At 46.0% G+C, this 20,789-nt stretch carries 18 protein-coding genes and 1 pseudogene; 14 read left to right on the forward strand and 5 right to left on the reverse strand.

Annotated features, from left to right (window positions below; genetic code table 11):
• Positions 1–338: 338 nt before the first annotated feature.
• From MHH86_RS02890 to MHH86_RS02900, 3 genes are all read left to right on the forward strand, one after another.
• Positions 339–1,682 carry an MFS transporter gene (locus MHH86_RS02890; protein WP_051490936.1) on the forward strand — a complete coding sequence of 448 codons (1,344 nt, stop codon included), beginning with the start codon at positions 339–341 and terminating at the stop codon, positions 1,680–1,682.
• Between the two features lie 159 nt (positions 1,683–1,841).
• The gene (locus MHH86_RS02895) at positions 1,842–2,582 is read left to right on the forward strand and encodes an ABC transporter ATP-binding protein (RefSeq protein WP_036676805.1); all 741 of its coding nucleotides are present in this window, start codon (positions 1,842–1,844) and stop codon (positions 2,580–2,582) included.
• Complete coding sequence (locus MHH86_RS02900) at positions 2,579–3,838, forward strand: ABC transporter permease (RefSeq protein WP_076101389.1); 1,260 nt, start codon at positions 2,579–2,581, stop codon at positions 3,836–3,838. Before MHH86_RS02895 ends, MHH86_RS02900 begins: the two co-directional genes overlap by 4 nt.
• 445 nt (positions 3,839–4,283) lie before the next feature.
• Here the strand turns inward: MHH86_RS02900 and MHH86_RS02905 are convergent, their stop codons facing one another.
• Positions 4,284–5,552 carry an NAD(P)/FAD-dependent oxidoreductase gene (locus MHH86_RS02905; protein ID WP_076142580.1) on the reverse strand — a complete coding sequence of 423 codons (1,269 nt, stop codon included), beginning with the start codon at positions 5,550–5,552 and terminating at the stop codon, positions 4,284–4,286.
• A gap of 181 nt (positions 5,553–5,733) precedes the next feature.
• Here MHH86_RS02905 and MHH86_RS02910 point away from each other — a divergent pair, with 181 nt between their 5' ends.
• From MHH86_RS02910 to nadE, 3 genes are all read left to right on the forward strand, one after another.
• Positions 5,734–7,449 carry an ATP-binding protein gene (locus MHH86_RS02910; RefSeq protein WP_081382619.1) on the forward strand — a complete coding sequence of 572 codons (1,716 nt, stop codon included), beginning with the start codon at positions 5,734–5,736 and terminating at the stop codon, positions 7,447–7,449.
• 120 nt (positions 7,450–7,569) lie between these two features.
• Complete coding sequence (locus tag MHH86_RS02915; RefSeq protein WP_036676813.1) at positions 7,570–8,004, forward strand: BrxA/BrxB family bacilliredoxin; 435 nt, start codon at positions 7,570–7,572, stop codon at positions 8,002–8,004.
• Positions 8,005–8,172: 168 nt separating this feature from the next.
• Complete coding sequence (gene nadE / locus MHH86_RS02920; protein WP_036676815.1) at positions 8,173–8,982, forward strand: ammonia-dependent NAD(+) synthetase; 810 nt, start codon at positions 8,173–8,175, stop codon at positions 8,980–8,982.
• 95 nt (positions 8,983–9,077) lie between these two features.
• Here nadE and MHH86_RS02925 read toward each other — a convergent pair whose 3' ends face one another.
• The gene (locus MHH86_RS02925; protein WP_076316502.1) at positions 9,078–9,905 is read right to left on the reverse strand and encodes an alpha/beta fold hydrolase; all 828 of its coding nucleotides are present in this window, start codon (positions 9,903–9,905) and stop codon (positions 9,078–9,080) included.
• 209 nt (positions 9,906–10,114) lie between these two features.
• On the opposite strand from MHH86_RS02925, the gene acpS reads away from it, so the two are divergent.
• Together acpS and mutY are read left to right on the forward strand one after the other, a co-directional pair.
• Positions 10,115–10,513: a holo-ACP synthase gene (gene acpS / locus MHH86_RS02930; RefSeq protein ID WP_076316501.1), complete on the forward strand. Its 399-nt coding sequence runs from the start codon at positions 10,115–10,117 to the stop codon at positions 10,511–10,513.
• A gap of 37 nt (positions 10,514–10,550) precedes the next feature.
• Positions 10,551–11,834, forward strand: a complete 1,284-nt coding sequence (mutY, locus tag MHH86_RS02935; RefSeq protein ID WP_076316500.1) for an A/G-specific adenine glycosylase — start codon at positions 10,551–10,553, stop codon at positions 11,832–11,834.
• A gap of 1,126 nt (positions 11,835–12,960) precedes the next feature.
• On the opposite strand, the gene MHH86_RS02940 is transcribed toward mutY, so the two are convergent.
• On the reverse strand, positions 12,961–14,076 hold the full coding sequence (locus MHH86_RS02940; protein WP_036683961.1) for an IS110 family transposase: 1,116 nt from the start codon (positions 14,074–14,076) through the stop codon (positions 12,961–12,963).
• 430 nt (positions 14,077–14,506) lie between these two features.
• Positions 14,507–15,115 (reverse strand): superoxide dismutase, encoded by a 609-nt coding sequence (locus tag MHH86_RS02945; protein WP_036676820.1) that lies wholly within the window; start codon positions 15,113–15,115, stop codon positions 14,507–14,509.
• Positions 15,116–15,599: 484 nt separating this feature from the next.
• Between MHH86_RS02945 and MHH86_RS02950 the strand changes: the two genes are divergently transcribed.
• From MHH86_RS02950 to folE, 5 genes and pseudogenes are all read left to right on the forward strand, one after another.
• Positions 15,600–16,019, forward strand: a complete 420-nt coding sequence (locus MHH86_RS02950) for a GNAT family N-acetyltransferase (protein ID WP_036676822.1) — start codon at positions 15,600–15,602, stop codon at positions 16,017–16,019.
• A 191-nt stretch (positions 16,020–16,210) separates the two neighbouring features.
• Positions 16,211–16,819, forward strand: a complete 609-nt coding sequence (lepB, locus tag MHH86_RS02955) for a signal peptidase I (protein ID WP_036676825.1) — start codon at positions 16,211–16,213, stop codon at positions 16,817–16,819.
• A gap of 34 nt (positions 16,820–16,853) precedes the next feature.
• A pseudogene (queG, locus tag MHH86_RS02960) lies at positions 16,854–18,008 on the forward strand (tRNA epoxyqueuosine(34) reductase QueG); the annotation flags it as partial.
• Between the two features lie 171 nt (positions 18,009–18,179).
• On the forward strand, positions 18,180–18,431 hold the full coding sequence (locus MHH86_RS02965) for a YneF family protein (RefSeq protein ID WP_036676828.1): 252 nt from the start codon (positions 18,180–18,182) through the stop codon (positions 18,429–18,431).
• Positions 18,432–18,476: 45 nt separating this feature from the next.
• A complete protein-coding gene (gene folE / locus MHH86_RS02970; RefSeq protein WP_036676830.1) occupies positions 18,477–19,070 on the forward strand; it encodes a GTP cyclohydrolase I FolE in 594 nt (197 codons plus the stop codon).
• Positions 19,071–19,188: 118 nt separating this feature from the next.
• On the opposite strand, the gene MHH86_RS02975 is transcribed toward folE, so the two are convergent.
• Positions 19,189–20,367 (reverse strand): Fe-Mn family superoxide dismutase, encoded by a 1,179-nt coding sequence (locus tag MHH86_RS02975; RefSeq protein ID WP_342479627.1) that lies wholly within the window; start codon positions 20,365–20,367, stop codon positions 19,189–19,191.
• A 255-nt stretch (positions 20,368–20,622) separates the two neighbouring features.
• On the opposite strand from MHH86_RS02975, the gene MHH86_RS02980 reads away from it, so the two are divergent.
• Positions 20,623–20,787, forward strand: coding sequence for a hypothetical protein (locus tag MHH86_RS02980; RefSeq protein WP_254924687.1), 165 nt, complete (start codon positions 20,623–20,625; stop codon positions 20,785–20,787).
• Positions 20,788–20,789 lie beyond the last annotated feature (2 nt).

Below are 20,789 nucleotides of genomic sequence, written 5' to 3' on the forward strand. Positions count from 1 at the left end.
CTCTATCGTTAATCATGTGTGAACTCATCGCACAGTTTGCAATCAATAGTCATTAGTGCACGGGTTACCTGTGCAACGAACCTTGAGATAACCTTAGAATACGTGAAAGAGCGAATGAAGAACATGTGATTTGTCACAATGAGCACACTTTTAATTATTAAAAATCAAACAATTTTTTAAATACGGTAAAAACGAAGGTTTTTTTGATTTCAGTCTTTGAAAGGATAAGAATTTCAGCCTTAGGTTCAAGCGCTATTTACGCCTCCAGACGGATGATTGATGTTCTCCAATATTTTACTATTACTTCATCGAGAAATAGTAACGGGGAGTGAAGTAAGATGGAGGAACAGCTGGCTCATGATTCAAAAGAAGGAAAGCTGACGGCGAATAAGCCCTTTATGCTACTTATTGCCGCACAGCTTGTATCGAATGTGGGAGACTGGTTGCATATACTAGCGCTACTGACAATGGTAGGTTTTAAATGGAATGCTACACCGTGGGAAATTACGGCTATATCTTTATGTATGGCTGTGCCGTTGCTCTTGGGAGGGCCGTTTGCAGGTTATTTAAGTGATCGTTTTAACCGCAAGGCGCTGATGATTGGTTCCGATCTAGCTCGTGCCGGAATCGTTGTTTGTTTGGTATTTGCAGGTTCTCTCTGGCAGGTATATGTCCTGTTGGTAGCTAAAGGGATCATGGATGTACTCTTTTCACCAGCCAAAAGCGGAAAGCTCAAGGAGCTTGTCCCTGCGGCCCAGATGGATAAAGCCATGGCGCTTAGCTCATCTATTGAACAAATAACCAAAATTGTAGGTCCTGCTCTAGGTGGACTGCTGGTTGCCGCATTTGGTATTGCCGCTTGTTATGTGATTGACTCGGCTACCTTCATTTTATCGGCGGTCATCTTAATAGGACTGCCGCGTGCGGCTGCACTGAAGAAAGATGCAGCAGAGGATAGCACAGGGGAGAATGGTGCTCGGAAGTCTTTTCGCCAAGAAATGTCGGCGGGTCTGCAGGTGATCGTGGGAATGCCTGTAGTGCTTTGCGGGATTGCTATGCTGGTGCTAGTGCTGCTAATGCTGCAAATTGGTGATTCGCAGATTGTAACGTTATTCCGGGAAATTCCGGGTGTGAACGGAGATCTGCTGGGTTGGTGTGTGGCAGCCAGTGGTCTTGGCACCTTACTGTCAGCCCTGCTTGTAAGCCGTATAGGCAGTGGTAAACATACGCTCGTCTTCATGGGATTGGGAGCTGTAATTATGGGGGTTGTTTTCTCAAGTGCAGGAATTGTAACTGCCCACGGTCAGGCTGGACTCTGGATGAACATCGCTTTGTTTGGTTCTTTTATGTTTGCTGGTGTGGGAGCAGGCCTTGCGTTTATTCCCTTCAATTCTATGCTGCAACAGCGGACCCCTGCGGAATACACGGGCCGTGTATTTGGAACTATAGGCAGTCTAACAAGTGCGGCTGTTATCTTGGGACCTGTAGCCGGTGGGGCTTTAGTTACAGCGTCAGGACCTGTCCCGGCGTTCATTCTCTCTGGTACGCTTACAGCCCTGCTTGGAGTGTTGCTGTTAATGCTGCGTGGTAAAATCGAGCGGAGAGATGAAGCGGCAATTAAACGTGAGGAAGGAATTTCAGCAACAAATAACCTAGAGCTTCTCGGACAGACCTCTCTTTAATGGGAGGTTTCTTTTTAAATATAAGAGTAGTTCTCTTAGCTGTGAAAAAATCAGTATGCTTCCTTGGAGAAAGTATATATAGTACGATTAGAGAAGCTATCTTTCTGGATTGGAATTTCGATTATAATATTTATAAGAAATATTTAGGAGTTGGCGAATATGGAGAATGTAGAAATAACAGGGGATACCGAGAGCGACGAAGAGATTGTACTCGATGTTGAGATCGATGAAGCAGGCTATGAAGCAGGTGCCCCATGCATATTCGATATTTCATTTCAGGTGCGGCGTGGACAGCTGCTCGGACTGATCGGACCAAATGGTGCGGGAAAAAGTACTACAATCAAAACATTGCTCGGTTTGCTTAAGAATACCAAAGCTAAGGTCTCCTTTAATGGAGTTAATAAGTCCTATGCTTATGTACCGGAGCAGCCGGTGTTTTATGAGGATCTGACCTTATGGGAGCACTTAGATTTGGCTGCTGCTGCTTATGGACTAAAATATGAGCAGTTTCAAGAAACGGCGGAGAGATTACTGAAGCAGTTCGGTATGAATCATGTCCGTGATGATCTTCCAGCTGGCTTCTCTAAGGGTATGAAACAGAAAATGATGCTGATGCTGGGCTTTTTGGTACAGCCGGATGTTTATATTGTGGACGAGCCTTTTATCGGCTTGGATCCTCGGGCCACTAAAGATTTCCTGCGACTGCTGGAAGCGGAGCGGCAGCGCGGAGCTGGTGTATTAATGTCTACGCATGTATTGGATACTGCTGAGAAAATTTGCGATGATTTTGTGCTGATCTCGGGTGGCAGGGTTGCCGCTGCAGGAACGCTTGAAGATATACGTGATTATGCTGGGCTGCCGGAGGCGTCGTTGTTTGATTGCTTCGACGAACTGACATGAGTAAGCAGAAGCAGCGAGGGTTTGCTTTTCCTACCTCCAAAAAGCTATTCTGGCGGCGATTATTTTCTCATTGGCGTGAGCAATCTGCTATTATTCGTACGGCAGCCGATTGGACTGTGCTGTTATATATACTGATTCCCGGAGGATTTCTGGGAGGACGGTTATATTACGGGTTCTGGAATGAGGCACTGCCAGCTTGGAGTGCAGATTTGCCGTTTATGTTGATTCCTTCATTATTAGTGCTCCTGCTCTGTAGAGGTGGACTGGTGCTATTATTGCAGGAAGGGGATCTATTATTTCTAAGACAACGGCAGCGATGGATAAATACGATCATGTTTCGCGGGTTGCTGTACAGCCTGATCGTAACATCGTTGAAGTTCTGTGTAGCTTTTGTGCTGTTATTACCTTTCCTGGTTCGGGGATATGGAATGCTGTCATCCGAGGTATGGGCGCTGTTCGCTCTGACTCTGGCATGTAGCTGGTGCGTTAAATTACTTGGGCATATTGTAAAAGTACAAAAGCAAGGCTGGCGGCGCTGGCTGTGGCTGATTCTGGCCATCTCCGTTCCCTGTGGGATTTATTTCCGTGCAGCTGCGTTTTGGAACAACCGTCCAGTTTTTATGCTGCTGATTGCAGCACTCTTTGCAGTCGTAGCGGTAATCGCTCTTCAGCGGCGTATAGTGATGCGTGGGACATTCATGAACGATGTGCGTGAAGATTATAAGCAGCGGATGAAAATAGCGGCCCTATTGCTCCGCGGCGTACTGGATAAGCCACGTCCGACCCGCCATAAGCCGTGGATTTTCCGGAAATCACAGCCTTTGCTAAAATCAAAAACTGCCGAGAGCCGTTTCTCTGCGGCAGCGATTAAGGCACTTGTACGGAATCCGGCCCATTTAAAGCTCTACTTATCGTTTACTGCTGTGTCCCTTCTAGCGATATTTATCATTCCATCAGGGTTCAAATGGCTGGGCTTTATAGTTTTAGTTTCCCTCATGACCAATTGGCTGTTGTCGTTCTGGTCGTTATTCGTGGGAGATGATTACATCGGAATTCTGCCGTTTACGAAAGAACAAAAAGCCGAAGCGGGGCTGCGTGCGGTCCCTATCTTACTGTTTCCTTTTTCAATCATTTGTTCTGCGCTGATCTGTATTTCCTTATATGGATGGTTTGGGATTATCCTGTTCATCCCGCTAGGTTATATCGTTGCACTGTTTAGCTCTAGAATATTTGGAACATTTCGCTTAGCGAAATAAAGATATAAATAGAACGGAAGAGTGCCCCATAAGCCGTAAAAAGGCTGCTGGGGCACTCTTCTTTTTTTGTCTTGATTCGATCTATTGCACGCACGTACGTATGAGGTACCTAGCTAGCCTATCGGACACAGCTGCCCCTAAACATACTATTTTTCCACTTTTGGGATGCTAACGGACTCCATAGTTGCTATTGCCATGAAAAACACCATATATGAGCCTCATTATAAGGAATAGCGTCGTTGGAGTCCGAAACCCTGCCAATAAGGTGAAAAATACGCAAATAACGTCATCTGGGTCCGAAGCCGCAGTAGCTGATTAGGCAGACGCTCCACATAGCTAACGAACCCAAAACAGAGGAGCGATTCTCTAATTAATGAGAGAATCGCACGGTCCGCCATTTTCAAAGCAGTAAGCTGCTTGGAGGATATTCACGTTGCACTAGAGATTATCCCAGTCGAATGTCAGCGGCGTGTTTGCCTGCTGTATATCCTGTTGAGAAGGCCGCTGTTATATTGTAGCCTCCTGTATAGCCATGGATATCGAGTACCTCGCCGCAGAAGAATAACCCCGGCATAAGCTTCGATTCCATTCTTTTGGGATCGATCTCCTTCAGATTTACCCCACCGCCGGTAACAAAGGCCTCGGATAGGGACCGGGTGCCATGCACATAAACCGGCATGCGTTTCAAAATCCCAGCCAATAGAAGCAATCCATTCTTGGAGACGTGATGACCGGTTGTGTCCCCATCTAAGTCAGATTTAGTCAGCAAGAGGGGGATGAGACGCTCTGGCAACAGCCCTTTCAGCGAATTGCGGATCGCTTTCTTTGGTTCCTGATCCAGCTTATCCTGCAACATAGATTCTACTTCCTGTGCGTTCAGATCAGGGAAGAGATCGATGGACATCTCCACCGTATCTGTGCCGGATTTACGTTGGACTTGTCTCAGAAATTGGCTGCACCGCAGTGCAATGGGTCCTGATAATCCAAAATGGGTGAATATCATATCCCCTCGATGAGAGATGACCTTCTTTCCTTTCGGATTCCACACAGTAAGGACCACATCACGTAACGACAGACCTTGCAGCTCGCCGGACTTAATCCATTCTTCCCGTGAAAGAATCGGCACCTCTGTCGGGAACAGCTCGGTGATCGTGTGCCCTGCGGCTTCTGCCCAAGGGTAACCATCTCCCGTGGAGCCGGTCTGTGGTACGGACTTGCCTCCGGTAGCGATGATAACAGCAGTGCAGGCGATCGTCTTGCCCGAGCTCAGTTGGACTCCCTTAACAGCCCCTTCGTTATAGATTATTCTTGAGACGGGACTGTCGGTCATAATCTGTACGCCTAGACTCCGTACTTTGCTAATTAAGGCAGAGACGACACTAGAGGCCTTATCGGAAACGGGAAACATCCGCCCGTTATCTTCTTCTTTTAATGCAATGCCTAAACCTTCAAAAAAGGCGATGATATCCTGATTATTAAAATGGTCGAAGGCACTATACAAAAAACGCCCGTTTCCTGGAATATGGGCGATTAGCTCGTCTCTTTCCTTGACGTTGGTAACATTGCAGCGTCCGCCACCAGATATTCCGAGCTTTCGGCCTAGTTTTGCTCCCTTGTCGATTAGCAGAACGGATGCCCTGTGTTCTGCAGCGGCCACGCTTGCCATTAGACCCGAAGGGCCGCCCCCAATGACGATCACATCGTAATTGCTCATGAAATTTTACTCCTTTACATGTTAAGACACGGAAGCCTATTCCGCGGGTATTCCTAACGGAATCATACCATTCTGATTCACATGTAACCAGTCTTGTCCAATCATTAGGTGATTATCGTTGTCAGGAGAGTAATCCTGTGCTTTAATCTAAGCATGTAGGGTAATTTGTCCATTTTGGGGTGTGATTGTAATTATTGGTGCGGTTAAGGATATCTTATTGCAAATATCGGCAGCATGCTCCTTTCTTTTTCTTTTTCAATGGTGGGTGGACCGTAGATTTGTAACACGGAAAAAGGGGAAGCTTCCAAATGATCAGACCTTTTTGATTTTGGCGTGTACGTTTAGTCTTATCCTGTGCTCTCTTCTTTCGACAACTTTGTTTGGTGTAGCCTATTTAAATTTAGGATTAATCCCTGCGTATATTGGTATTTTATATGGAACTACCCGTTCGGGCATTTTGCTGTCCATTTTTTTGCTTATCTGCAATGTAATCATCGCGGAGCCTACAGGAATCAGTAATGTGATATTGAATTCAGGGATTTTATTATATCCGCTACTGTTTGGACTGGCCAAACCTTTTAAGAAAGGTACAGTAGTTGAGAAGATCGGTATGTTATGGATGATTCTTTGTCCAAGCATGCTATTTATTGCGTTAGTCCCTATTATAGGCGGGAAAAATATATATGAATCTAATTCCGTGCAAGCATTTCTGATTACGGTATATCTGTTTTTCACCATCGCTTTAGGTGGTATTTTTGTATATTATGTTGAGATGGTTAGAAGTAGATTGCAGGATAAAGTACAGATGGAGAATATCAGTGAAAGTTTCCAGTGGGAGTCCGAGAAGCTGCAGCAGATTACCAATGTAGTTCCTCTGAGTATTATGTCTCTGGATGAACACGGAGTTGTAACTGATCTTAATGATTGTATGCTAGGAATGATGCGGGCTCATTATCCCAATTTGCGAAAAGAGGATATTATTGACGAGCCGGTAAAAAAGTTTTTTCATAGCTCAGTGGATACACAGGCATATATGCGGGTAAGTGATAATATCCGCTCTAATCGGCGTTCAAGTGAAAAAATGATTCATGAGTCGCGCATCTATCAGATTTATTCAGCGCCGTTAATGCATAAGAGTTCAGGGGTAACAAGTGGTGCTGTAATTATTGTGCAGGACATGACCAATGAGGAAAAACTACGTGTAGAGCTGGATCATGTGGAACGTTTGAGCTTGGTCGGGCAGATGGCTGCTGGAATTACCCATGAGATTCGTAATCCTATGGCGGTAGTTCGGGGTTTTTTGCAGCTGATGAGAGAAAAGAGTGCTCAAGAATTGGATTCTTATTATCAGATTGTGATGGAAGAGCTGGACCGCGCTAATAGTATTATTAATGATTTTTTATCCTTGGCACAGAGCCGGGTTTCTGATAAAGAGAAGGTGCTGCTGCACCATATTATAGAAGAAGTTAGTCCATTGCTGTGGGCTGATGCTAATCTTCGCGGTCAAAGTGTTGAACTGAAGCTGAGCCCATCACTGCATGAATTGGAACTAAATGTCCGGGAAATCAAGCAGCTTATTCTCAATTTAGGACGTAATGGTATGGAGGCTATGGGACCCAAGGGGGTGCTGACGCTGGAGACACGCAGTACTCATGATAAAGTGGAGTTGATTGTCACCGATAGCGGCGTTGGTATGTCAGAAAGTCAACGCGAGAAGTTGTTTTTACCCTTTTTTACGACGAAAATTCAGGGAACAGGTCTAGGCTTATCCTTGTGCCTAAGTATTGTGGAGCGGCACAACGGTAAAATAAATGTAGAGTCTGTAGAAGGAGAGGGGACGGTATTTACGATCTCCTTCCCATTGGATAAGGAGGAACCCAGCGGGGTTCGCTCTTAGATTGAATCACCCTCTACAGCATCTCTTGCTTTCACAGAGTATGAATGTATAATAAAGTTAGTAAGTACTGCTGTAATATTATCTGACAAACAGTTGAAAAGTGAAGGAGAGTGCAGAGAAATGTCCATGTCTTTTAATCAATATATGAGAGATTCAATTCAGCCTATGCGTGATGACCTGACAAGTATCGGGTTTCAGGAGCTTATGACTCCAGAAGAGGTGGAAGCTACTCTTCCAACCGCAAAAGGAACATCGCTTGTAGTCGTAAATTCGGTCTGTGGTTGTGCTGCTGGACAATGTCGTCCAGGTGTAGCTCAGGCTTTGCAAAATGAAATCACTCCGGATCACTTGTTCACAGTGTTTGCAGGTCAAGAGAAAGAAGCTACTGCTAAAGCACGTGAATATTTTGCTCCTTATCCGCCATCCTCACCTTCCATCGCACTGATGAAGGATGGAGAACTCGTTCACTTTATTGAACGTCATGGCGTAGAAGATCGTTCGGCTGCTGAAATTGCTGCTGAATTGAAAGAAGTCTTCAATCGTTTGTGCCAGTAAAAACAGTTATTCCATATAATCTCGCATCAGCCGGCAAATCGGCTGCATGCGGGATTTTTCAAAATATAAGAGCAATAATGGGATAGAATATGCTTAGAAGCATGAGCTTCGTTTGAGTGGATATTTTGATGGATATGGAACCATTTCTGATGGAACGAGGTGTGTTTGGTGAGTTTACAGAAGGAAATTATTGCGGATCTTGGCGTGAAGCCAACGATTGATGTAGAGGTTGAGGCACGCAAACGGGTTGATTTCTTAAAGTCGTACGTGCTGAACGCAGGGGCTAAAGGATTATTGATCGCCATTAGTGGTGGAGTGGACAGTGCGGTAGCCGCGGGTCTTTGTAAACAGGCTACGGACGAGCTGTCGGCAGAAAAAGGCACAGAGTATATGACGCTTGGAGTATTCCAGCCTTATGGGGTTCAGGAAGATATCGAGCACAGCTATGATGTTGCCAAAGCTTTTAATCTGACTCATACTGTGGAGACCAACATTGAGGAAGCTGTAAATGAAATTGCCCTTGAAGTTGAGCATGGTCTGAAATCAATAGGCCAACACCGCCATATGACGCATCAAGGCAAAGGAAATGTTAAAGCCAGAACACGTATGGTTATGCAATATGCACTCGCTTTTGAGAACAATCTGATTGTAGTAGGAACGGATCATGCTTCTGAAGCAATTACCGGCTTCTACACGAAGTGGGGCGATGGCGCTGTAGATATTACACCACTATCCACACTTAATAAACGTCAGGTACGTCAGCTGGCTGCACATATTGGTGTGCCTGCGGATATTGTCACAAAAGCACCTACGGCGGGCTTATGGCCGGGTCAGACGGATGAAACCGAGCTGGGCATTACTTATGACGATAACAGTGACTATCTGGAAGGTAAACAGGTTAATCCTGAGGTAGCTGAGAAGCTTGAGAATTATTACCGGAGAACGGCACATAAGCGTAATGTTATTCCGGGCATTTAGAATAGGTTGAACTAGAAATCGCCACGGGTCTGCGTAGCAGCAGAGCTCGTGGCGGTTTTTGTGAGTTGGATAGCTGGATAGACAAAGAAGAATAATTATTCTGTAAGCGTAAGTGTCTGATCGATAAAATTAGTTGTCGCAGCAATCGCGAGCTCTAATTGCGGAGTCGTGCCAGCAAAAGGATGCACAGTGTTGAACGTATGATTACCCTCAGGAACCTGCACCCAGCTAATATCTGGCCGAAGTTTGAGGAGATGCTCAGACCCTTGGCGGAGATGTACTCCATCTTGACTGCCTTGAATAAGAACAACTGGGAAGGACGCTTTCTGTATGCGTTCAAGGATGTTATAGCGTTCTTTGTTGTTCTCCATATCTTCTAAAATTACAGCATCCAGCGGCATTTGTTGGCCAGTACGTCCATTAAGGACATAGGTTCTTCCTGTTTCCTTCATCTGCTGCTTTTGTTCTTCCGTCAGCAAATCGAGTTTCGTAACCCCGTTCCAGGAGATTACTCCGCTGATCTCATTGGAATGATCAAGCGTGTAGACCAAACAAATTCCCCCTCCGAGACTGTGGCCGAGAAGGAATAAGGGCAGGCTGCCGAATTTCGGGTGTTGGCTAAGATAAGATAACAGGATTTCCATGTCCTTTAAGCTGCGGCGATAGGTGTTGCGGGCGAACTTCTCAAGCTCAGTGAAATGCAGCAGATCTTCTCCGATGCCAGCATGAGAGAAGTTAAAAGTGATCACTTCATGCTCCTGGCTGAGAGTTGTGGCTATGTAAGGAAACATTCCCCAATCTTTAAAACCTTTGTAGCCATGGGCAATAACAATAACACTCTTGGCTTTGCCTTGGGCAGGGAAGTGCGAGCAGCGGAGAACAGCTCCGTCTCCGGCAGGTATTTCAAAATTACGATGATTCATAGGGTAATCCCCTCTCCATATATAAAAATGAAGTAAATCAGCTAGTCTATCGTGAAGTCGCTGGATAGTCTTATTAGACTTAAAGCGCATTTTCTTTTAAGATAGCAGAAAGAATCTTGCAGGACTATTACTTTTAATAATACTTCATATGATTGATCATACCATTATTGAAGCAAAATGGGATACACGTCCATAAGGAGCGTGAAGTGTTGATTTACGGAATCGGACATGATGTGTTAGAAATTGAACGAATCTCAGAGGTAATAAATAGAGGACTGGGTAAGAAATTTAACCAGCGGGTCTTAACAGAGCAAGAATATCAACTTGCTGAAGAGCGAAGCGGGAGGTTGGCTGAGTTCGTAGCCGGGCGTTTTGCTGCCAAGGAAGCAGTTGTGAAGGCTTTAGGCTGTGGCATCGGCAATGTAGTTGGGTTTCAGGATATTGAGATATTGCCTGATGCAAAAGGAAAGCCAGAGGTGACTTTATCGTGCGAAGCCTGGAGCAGACTAAATCTTCCAGATAGACAGAAGTACACCATTCATCTTACGATAACACATGGCCGTGATTTGGCTTCGGCTTTTGCCGTCGTGGAAGGGCTAGGTTCATAAATTGAACCATGATTATAGAAAGGCAAGGAGCGTTATAATGACACAACAAGATCTACAAGTTCAAGACGAACAGGAGCTGCGGGAGACTAAGCAATATTTCAGCTATCATTTGCTGGAGTGGTATCAAGGGCAGAAACGGGATTTGCCTTGGCGTCGGCACCGCAATCCTTATTATATTTGGATTTCTGAAATAATGCTGCAGCAGACAAGGGTGGATACGGTAATCCCGTATTTCAATCGGTTTATCGAAAGGTTTCCTACCGTGGAGTCGCTCGCCGATGCACCAGAAGAGGACGTGCTTAAGTGCTGGGAAGGCTTAGGTTATTATTCTCGTGCTCGCAATATACAGCATGCGGCCAAACAGGTCAAAGAGCTGTATGGCGGGCAGGTGCCGAATGATCGCGAGGCTGTGTTCAGTTTAAAGGGAGTGGGACCTTATACGGCAGGGGCTATCCTTAGCATTGCGTTCAATCGGCCGGAGCCAGCGGTCGATGGCAATGTGATGCGGGTGTTGTCCCGATACTTCCTGATAGAGGATGATATCGCCAAGGGACCCACCCGCGTAAAAATGGAGCACTTGGCAGCTGAACTGATCCCGGAGGGGGAAGCGGCATCTTTTAATCAGGCCCTGATGGAGCTCGGGGCGCTCGTATGCACTCCTAAGTCACCGCGCTGTTTAACCTGCCCGGTGATGGAGCATTGCGCCGCGCGCCTGGCGGGCTGCGTGACCTCGCTGCCCGTCAAGACCAAGGCCAAGCCGCCGCGCCCTGAGGAGCGGCTGGCGGCCTTAATTGAGGGCCGCGGTGCCCACGCGGGCCAAGTGCTCATCCGGCAGCGGCCACAAAGCGGGCTGTTAGCCCGCATGTGGGAGCTGCCGCACTGGCCGGCGCCGCCTGTGGAAGGCGGCGCCAAAGGCGCGCGGCTGCCGGAAGCAGCGGCGCTGGACCGGCTGCGCCGGTCACTGCGGGAGGCCGGGATCTCTGCCCGGCCTGAAAAGCACTGGATGGCTGCTGAGCATATCTTCAGCCATATCGTGTGGACGCTGCAGGTGTACCGCTGCAGCGTAGAGGACGCCCTTCCGCTGCCGATAGCGGCAGAAGGACGGGCGGTGTACAACGCGGAAGCGGACTTGTTCTCAGGGATCGACAGCAGCATGCCTATCGAGAGATTTGAGGACGGGAACGCTAGTCCAGAGGACGGCGGAGCAGTGCGCTGGATCAGCCGCGAAGACATGGCTAACTATGCGTTCCCTAACGTTTTTCTGAAGCTACTGAACCTTTATTTTGATGAGCAGGAAGAGCGGGCGAAGCTAGAGAAGTAGGGGATTCGCCATGTTCTGTTGCTAAACTACTAAATGTACAAAACCTGAGTTTGATGTATGCACCTAAGCATGGTCGTATGCACCTAAGCATGGTTGTATGCACCTAAACATGGTCGTATGCACCTAAGCATGGTCGTATGCACCTAAGCATGGTTGTATGCACCTAAGTAGGGTCGTATGCACCTAAGTAGGATCGTATGCACCTAAGTAGGATCGTATGCACCTAAGTAGGGTCGTATGCACCTAAGTATGGTTGTATGCACCTAAGTATGGTTGTATGCTCTTAAGTATGGTTGTATGCGCCTAAGCATGGTCGTATGCACCTAAGCATGGTCGTATGCACCTAAGTATGGTCGTGTGCGCCTAAGTAGGGTCGTATGCACCTAAGTAGGGTCGTATGCACCTAAGCATGGTCGTATGCACCTAAGTAGGGTTGTATGCACCTAAGTATGGTTGTATGCTCTTAAGTATGGTTGTATGCACCTAAGCATGGTCTTATGCACCTAAGCGTGGTCGTATGCACCTAAGTATGGTTGTATGCTCTTAAGTATGGTTGTATGCACCTAAGTATGGTCGTATGCACCTAAGTAGGGTCGTATGCTTCAGTCTCTTCGTAGCAAATATTTGTTTATTTGGCTCAGACTAGTTCAGTCTTGTTCCAACTAAATTCTTCTGGTGTTCCCTATGCTACGAGAGTGGTAAAGACTTAATTAGGGAATTTCTCCCTAAAAATAGGTCGATTTGGCTTGTAATTGATCATTTTAGGGAAAACCTCCCTAATAATTGGGCGAATATCGGTTTTTTGCCCATAAAGGATGATTTTTAGGGAGTATTTCCCTGCTATGAACGAATTAGTCAATTCCCCTGTTTTCCCCTTTAACTAGAGGGTTTTCAATCCCTTGGGCACAGAGACAAAATGCGAGTCGTCGGCTGGCAATCTGCTATCCGTGGGTTGGTTACCACATATTATGCCTACGTCGAAGGAGCTTCCGTAAACTAATTTCGCACGTTAGATCAGGGATCCTGTGCACAGGGAATTCACGGATTCTCCTCGAACCTTTCTCTTTGTCTCCATGCCCCAAGGATTCAAATCTTTTGGGTATGTTTTTATTTTTTTTCGTTTCACCTACGCCATTTTTCGTTCTGCCTCTACCGCAATCGACCAGATAAATCCAATTAACTCACGACCCACTGCTGCCATGGTTAAATTTCGGTGTTTCCCGCGTCTGACTAATTTTAAATACTTGCTGTGTAACCGTTCTTGGGCTTTCCACGACGTTTCATGGACATGAATACTCTGGCCCTCAAGACGCACTGCTAAATCTCCCTTGACGGCAGGGCGGTGACGGTAACTCCATGCGGACTCCACCAGTGCGCGCCGCACTCCGGAATTTCCGACTTTTGTAAGACTCCCTCTTTTGGTACTTGCTCCCGAGGAATATTCCCGTGGCACGAGTCCCAGGTAACTCATGAGCTGAGCCGGTGAACGAAAACGTTCGAAATTTCCAATCTCGACAACTAAAGTCATAGCTGTCAGCAGGGCGATTCCCCTCAGGCCTTGCAACGCTTGAATGACAGGTGCGTAAGGGCAGATCTGTGCTTCTTCTCGCATTGCGGCTTCAAGTCGCTTGATTCGCTCCTCCACTTCCCGGAGCTGTTGCAGGGATTCGGTAAATACCCGTTCTTGAGCTACATTATTAAACTTCAGCATAGAGAGCCATTCCCGGTACCTTTTGGTCCAGCGTTTTTTCATACCCTCTGGCTTGTGAATTTGGTGGCGCAATAGAAAATGAATGAGCCGTTGCCGAGCCCGATGTAGGTCTTGCCTAGCATCTTCTCGTGCACGAATGAGATCTCGTAAAGCTTCGAGTTCTGGCGTTGGCACATAGATCGCAGTCAATTCTCCAGCCCGGTGTAACTGAGCCAGTTTTTCTGCATCCCGTCGGTCGGTTTTTATGGCATCTCCGGGACGCTGTGGCATACGCGAAGGTGCAATTACCACACAGGAAATTCCCATCTTCGTCAACCAGCGGTATAAGTCGTACCCCGTAGGCCCGGCTTCATAGCAGACCTCCAGTGTAATCCCTGAACCTTTGAGTTTCCGAATCATTCGAGCCACTGCATCTGGGGTATGGGGGATGGCTCCATAATATCGTGCGGGTTCCCGACCCTCATCTGCAATCGCCACCGCAATTTTTTCTTTAGACACATCCAAACCGACGTATTTTATGGTATTCTTCATAGTAACAGCTCCTTTCGCATGTAGCTCTGTAATGGTTGTCCTTTTAACTTCCATTTTAACCTACGGTGTGCGAAACAGGGGCTGCCTTTCGTTCATCATAACTAATTACATGTGTTTATGGAGCCTATCGCAGAATTTTAGGGAGTTATTCCCTAATCTATTGCTCAGCGACTCCAAAAGCAGATTTTCATAAGCCGAGTATAGATTTATTGCGATTTATTCCGATCTATTCCGATCTATTCCGATCCAGTGTATCCATTTAAGCGACGCAAGCGGCGTGAAATACGGTGTCTGGGAGGATCTCAATCAATCTCTGTCTTTATCTTTATCTCTCTCTCTATCCAACCTAAACAAAGAAGGTATCCCATAGCCAATTCGGCTCTGAGATACCTTCTTTTTTAGTTCAATGGCTTAAGCCAAATTTAATTTCTTATTTTGCGCTTTCGTAACGTTTGCCAACTTCTTCCCAGTTTACTACGTTCCAGAACGCTTTGATGTAATCAGGGCGTTTGTTTTGGTAGTTCAGGTAGTAAGCGTGCTCCCATACATCAAGTCCGAGGATTGGAGTAGCGCCTTCGCTGATTGGGTTGTCTTGGTTAGGTGTGCTTGTTACTGCCAGTTTGCCATCTTTAACAACTAGCCAAGCCCAGCCGCTGCCGAAACGAGTAGTTGCTGCTGCTGCGAAATCTTCTTTGAATTTTTCGAATCCGCCCAGTTCCTTATCGATAGCTTCAGCCAATGCACCAGTTGGTGCGCCGCCGCCGTTTGGTCCGATAACTTCCCAGAACAGGGTGTGGTTAGCGTGTCCGCCACCATTGTTGCGAACAGCAGTACGGATAGCTTCAGGTACAGCGTTCAGATCTGTAAGAAGCTCTTCAATGCTTTTGCTTTGCAATTCAGGTGCTTTTTCCAAAGCTGCATTCAGATTAGTTACATATGTGTTATGGTGTCTGTCATGGTGAATTTCCATCGTCAATGCGTCGATGTGTGGTTCGAGTGCGTTGTTCGGATAAGGAAGTGCCGGTAATTGAAATGCCATGGAAAAATCCCTCCTGAGTTATATTAGAATTTTGTTATAGATAAAGAATTCTGGCGAACTAACGTCAAAATCCTTTATTGTAAATATGTACTATAGGGTATTCGCCCGATAGGATACCTTAATTAAACCGTATCTAGACCAATAATGCAACACTAAACAAACATAAATGTTTATAAAGTATAATTGGAGAGGGAAAGGGTTTTACAATTGTATTTGGAATGTTAAAATTAATAGTCCCCAATCCTATAGACATATATCCTTATAAATACCCTTTTAATGAAGAAATGAACCCCATCTAAAATGTAAACGCTTGATATTAAGCGCTTTCAAAAGAAAAATGATGATATCACGAGAAAAGTGTGCTTTAATAGATTTAAAAGCAGGTATTCCTCGGTATTTGATGCTTTTTTTTATTTTCTCTATGTTAAGGGAACCCCTTCTTTTTGTTAAATTCATAAGCCATAGACAAGGGAGATTTTAAAGAATGCACGTTCGTTCCTTTCAATTAAGCGACGTTAGCCCTGTGACTGATTTGCTGCAAACCGCATTATCGGAAGAGTGTTTCGAGAACACTATCGAGCCTTTCTCCAGGCAGCTTTCATGGGATTCAGATCTCATTGTAGTTGCGGAAGATGAAGAAGAAATTGTTGGAGCACTGATTGGTACGATTGAGAAAAACCACGGTTGTTATTTCCGGATTGCTGTACATCCTGATTATCGCCGCAGAGGAGTCGGCAGAAGTCTGGTATCGGCTATGGAATCCAGGTTTCAAGCTCGTAAAGTCAGTGGTATCTATGTAGCCGTCGATGAGCATAATTCTTTTGCTTTGCCATTGTATGAAGCTATGGGATATAGCGAGAATCAAATCTTCAAATCTGTCCGGAAGCTGAGCATTGTTGGGTAATTTTGATCACTCAGCTGCGAAAGCGGAAACATTTTCTAGAAAAAAGAACTATAGCTGACGATATAGTCTGTTTCATTTATACTCGAGCGTATTTCCCAGAAGTCCATTGCTAATGGCTGGGAGATATGCTTTTTTATTGTTATAATATTTGCAAGTATAGACTTCAATTATTGAGAACAAGAGGTGACATATTGAATCAGGAGCCCCAAGTAGATTACACGAGAAATAGGAAACAAAGACATAGATCCTCCAGATCCAAGACTACCCTGGGCGGTCGTTTGGTCTCGGAAATGAAGGATTGGCTGCTTACAGCTGTGATTGTTTTTGCTGTGATGTCAGTTCTTAATGTTTTTGTGTTCAATATATCAACAGTTAAAGGTCAGTCTATGCAGCCAACACTCTGGGAAGGAGAAAGGCTCTTCATTAATAAAATTTCATTGCTGTTCGTAAATCCAAAACATGGTGATGTTGTCATTCTTCATGATCCAAGTACCGGTCCTAGTCATAAGGAGTATTTAGTGAAGCGAGTGATTGGCATACCTGGAGATATCATAGAGGTACGGAATCATCAGTTATACGTAAATGGAAAAATAGTGAATGAGCCCTATATCGATACTGAGATTGAAGATCCGGATTTTGCAGCGTTAACCGTAGAAGGTGGCAATTATTTTGTAATGGGCGATAACCGTCATGCTTCAGCCAGCAAGGACAGCCGTTACTTCGGCTCTATTTCACAGGATATGATTGTCGGCAGGGCTGATTATATATGGTGGCCTCTGTCAAAACTGAATAGATTATAAGAAAGTCAGCGAAGATATGAAAGGAGAAGGCGGAATGACCAATACATTTCAGTCATCGTATGCTCCCCCGCCTTCCAAGTGGGCACAGCTTAAAGCAGAGATTCAGGAGGCTGCGACATCACTCGGTATTGATGATATCGGGTTTACAACAGCAGAACCTTTTTTATATTTAAAAAATATACTGCAAGACCATCGGGACAAAGGATATGAATCTGGCTTCGAGGAGCCCGATCTGGATAAAAGGACAGTTCCAGCATTGTCTTCTGGAGACAAGCCGTTATCTATTATTTCGATTGCAGTGGCTTACCCTTCTAAAATGGAGAACCCTCCTAAATCTGAGCCGGGTGCACGTAGAGGCATCCTCGCCCGGGCATCTTGGGGCAGGGATTATCACCATGTGCTGAGGGAAGCCTTAAGTAAGCTAGAGGAATTTATTCACGAGCGTGTACCGGAGGCTGTGCTGGAAAGCATGGTGGACACCGGTGTTCTAGTAGATAGAGCGGTCGCGGAAAGAGCGGGAATAGGCTTTAGCGGCAAAAACTGTTCCATCATCTCACCCAAATGGGGATCATGGATTTATCTTGGGGAAATGGTTACGAACATTCCTTTTGCTCCGGATGAACCTGTTGAAGAAGGCTGCGGGGAGTGTACCAAGTGTATTGATGCTTGTCCGACCGGAGCACTGGTGGGTCCGGGTCAGCTTAACGCACAGGCTTGTATTTCTTTTTTGACGCAAACTAAAGGGTTTCTCAGCGAGGAGTATATGACCAAGATCGGCAACCGTCTATACGGCTGTGATACTTGCCAGATTGTATGTCCCAAGAATAGAGGTAAGAACTGGAATCATCGCCCTCAGATGCAACCTGATCCTGAAATCGTGAAGCCGCTGCTGCTGCCGATTCTGGATCTTAGCAATCGTGAGTTCAAAGAGAGATTCGGCAATAGCTCAGCAGCCTGGAGAGGCAAAAAGCCGATGCAGCGAAATGCGATCATTGCCCTAGGCAATTTCAAGGAAGCCGGGGCTGTGCCAAAGCTATCAGAAATTGTTCTGAAAGAACCGCGGCCAGAGATGCGGGGCACTGCTGCTTGGGCGCTTGGACGTATTGGCGGTGATGAGGCTCTAGCTGCTGTAGAAGCGGGTTTAGAGCGCGAGGAGGATAGCACGGTGAGGGAAATGCTAAGCCGGGCGCAGGATGTGCTCCTTACTGGGAAGAAGGCACGGGAGGACAGCGATATTAATGGAGGAAAAAGTTCATAGACAGGTTGCATATTGCCAATTGCTGTCCAGTTCCTGAAATGCTATGATAGATTCGCGTGCCATATGGCGATGCAGACAATAGAGTGTAGAGGTGGGCTTTAGATGAGTATCGCATTACCTATTATTACATTGGTCGTAGGTCTCATCGGTGGTTTTTTCATCGGTGTATATTATCTGCGCAAACAAATGACAAACATGCAGAATGATCCTGAAATGCTGCAAAAGGTTGCAAAGCAAATGGGTTATAACCTGAACGGGAAGCAAATGCAGCGTGCCCAGCAAATGATGAAGACTCAGGGACAGCCAGGTGCGCGCCCTGGAGCAGCTAAAGGGAATAAACGTAGAAGTAAGTAACCGGGTCCGGATAACATGTATACGGGTGCGGAAGGGGGAGACATCATGGGGAACATCAAGGAATATGTGAACGGTAAAGTTGCAGAGAACCGTGAGCAAATCGAGTATCACGTTGAGAAAATATTAGAATTAATCGGTGAAGATACCGGCCGCGAGGGACTGCTGGAAACACCGGCACGTGTTACGCGGATGTACGAGGAGATATTCGGCGGTTATTCGATAGATCCCCGCGAGGCGCTCGGCGTTACTTTTGATGAGTCTCATGAAGAGCTAGTGATCGTTAAGGATATCGTCTATTACAGCCAATGTGAACACCACATGGCTCCTTTCTTTGGTAAAGTGCATATAGGATACATTCCGAGCGGACGTATTGCTGGGCTCAGCAAATTAGCTCGGCTTGTTGAAGCAGTAAGCCGTCGTCTACAGGTTCAAGAACGCATTACGGCGCAAATTGCTGATATTATGACGGAGGTGTTAGGCCCCCACGGTGTGATGGTTGTTGTGGAGGGAGAGCATCTGTGTATGTGTGCACGCGGAGTGAAGAAGCCAGGCAGCAAAACGGTAACTATGGCTACTAGAGGGGTCTTCCGTGAGGATGCCGCCGCTCGTGCGGAGTTTCTAAGCTTGATTAAGGAATAAATATCGGGGTGCATACCTCGAAATTGGAAGGACCCATCGTTCACGTAATGTGAATGAGGGGTCCTTTTTGGTCAGGGTGTGGGAATAAGAGTGATATTCACTGTGAAATGAAATAATATCAAAAGGGCTTCCAGGCCAGTTTACTGGCAGCAGCATAACGTTCTGAGACGTAAGGCCAGTTAACGACCTTCCACCAATCCTCAATATAATCGGCCCGATTATTCTGATGTTTAAGGTAATAAGCATGCTCCCATACATCCAGAGCCAGTAACGGAACCACGTCCCATTGTGACAGGTTCTGATGTTTCTCCGCAGTCAAAATCTCCAGTCTATGACTGCGTGGACTCCAGACGAGAATAGCCCAGCCGCCACCTTCAACCTTATTCGCAGCTTCTGTGAACTGTTTCTTGAAGTTGTCATAGCTGCCGAAGCTTTGTTCAATGACTTCCAGTAAGGCTCCAGTTGGACGCCCGCCACCTTGAGGTGACATTACGTTCCAGAAGATTGTATGGAGATAGTGGCCAGCCCCATTAAAGGCTAGCTCCCGTTCCCAATGCTTAACAAGATCGAAATCTCCTTTCTTGCGAGCCTCGGCTAGCTTGTTCTCCGCTTTGTTTAGTCCATCTACATAACTTTGATGGTGTTTATCATGATGAATCCGCATGGTTTTCTCATCGATGTATGGTTCCAGCGCATTATAAGCATAAGGCAATGGAGGCAGTGTATGCCCGCCAATTGGCACAGCACTCATTTCACGAATATCAAGGATAGTATCTGTAGAAGGAATAAGTCCCTCATTCCGCGTGAAATTGTCCTCTTCTGTTCTTACGACATAGTCGGCTGCTGTATAATCTCTCATAATTTGCGTGAGCTGTCCGGGCGAGCTCAAAGTGTGTAGTACGGCAAGGAAATACTCTGATTCACGAATAATATGCAGGATCACAGTGGTAGCAAGGGGGACGGCTTTGACGGCTGCGCTGCTTTTCATGATGGCAAAAAGCTGCCGAACAAATTCTTGGGATTGGGTACAGGAGATGTGCAGCAGCTTTTCTGTTTCCGCAGTGAGTTCAGCCTGACTTGGTGGAGAAGCAGAGAGGGCAGAATTCAATAACTGTTGAGCGGCCATCTCTGTGGCACCGAAGACCACCGCCCATTCATCCAGCAGTTTAACATAGGGTTCCTCCAGGTTAGGTACGATTGCTTTGATAACCTCGGTATGCTCTTTCTCTTGTGTTTTCCAGAATACGATTTCTTCTAAAATACGTACTGGCAGCATCGGCCCGTATACATATAACATTCCAAGAAAACCTCCCGTGATATGTCTTCATCAGTCCATTATATGTGTGCTCATGATAGCTTATGAAGAGCATAAGAACGCGATAATAATATCGTTGACAACCGTTTGATATGGTGAAATAATACAGGAAAATAAAGGCAATGATACCGAAAGGTACAACCTCGCGAAAAGGAGGGTGTACCTTTTTTTGTCGTGTGGACCGATTAATGAAATCCTTTGGGGTAGTAGAAAAACTTTGAGAGATGAGATGAGGGTATGAACAAGCTTGAGAAGAAACAATTTTATAATCAGCTGTTAAAATTAGCGGTACCGATATCCCTCCAAAGTCTAGTCATGGCGGTGCTGTATTTAGTAGATCAATTGATGGTAGGGCAGCTTGGGGGTGTAGCCGAAAGAGCATCACACCATTACTGGGATTAAGT

Source organism: Paenibacillus sp. FSL F4-0097 (genome assembly GCF_038593125.1).
Classification (GTDB): Bacteria; Bacillota; Bacilli; order Paenibacillales; family Paenibacillaceae; genus Paenibacillus_AQ; species Paenibacillus_AQ odorifer.